The sequence below is a fragment of the Acinetobacter calcoaceticus genome, from assembly GCF_051947995.1.
Lineage (GTDB): Bacteria > Pseudomonadota > Gammaproteobacteria > Pseudomonadales > Moraxellaceae > Acinetobacter.
The window spans coordinates 1-243 of the sequence record NZ_JBLVVH010000047.1 but is presented as its reverse complement, the minus strand read 5'-3'; the positions used below and the strand labels follow the sequence as shown (position 1 = coordinate 243).

General features: G+C 72.8%; 1 pseudogene. It reads right to left on the bottom strand.

Going from position 1 to position 243, the window contains the following annotated elements:
• Nucleotides 1-243 (bottom strand): annotated as a pseudogene (locus ACNQO6_RS18495) (3-hydroxyacyl-CoA dehydrogenase); the annotation flags it as partial.

The window sequence follows — 243 nt, the reverse complement described above, 5'->3', positions numbered from 1 at the left end:
CGATCGAGGCGAGGGTGCGCTGGACGATGAACCCGGCGCTGTCGCGAATCAGCGTGACGCCCACGCCGTCCCGTGCGAACAGGGTGCGAGCCGCCTGCTGCAGCTCCGCTCGGGTCGCCGGGCAGGCCATCAGGCAGCGGTGTCGCTCCAGGTCCGACAGCACGTCGATGGCCAGGCTGCGCGTCGGATCGACGGCGAACCGCCGCGCTGCGGCGCTGACGTCGGCGCCCAGTGGCGCAAGCA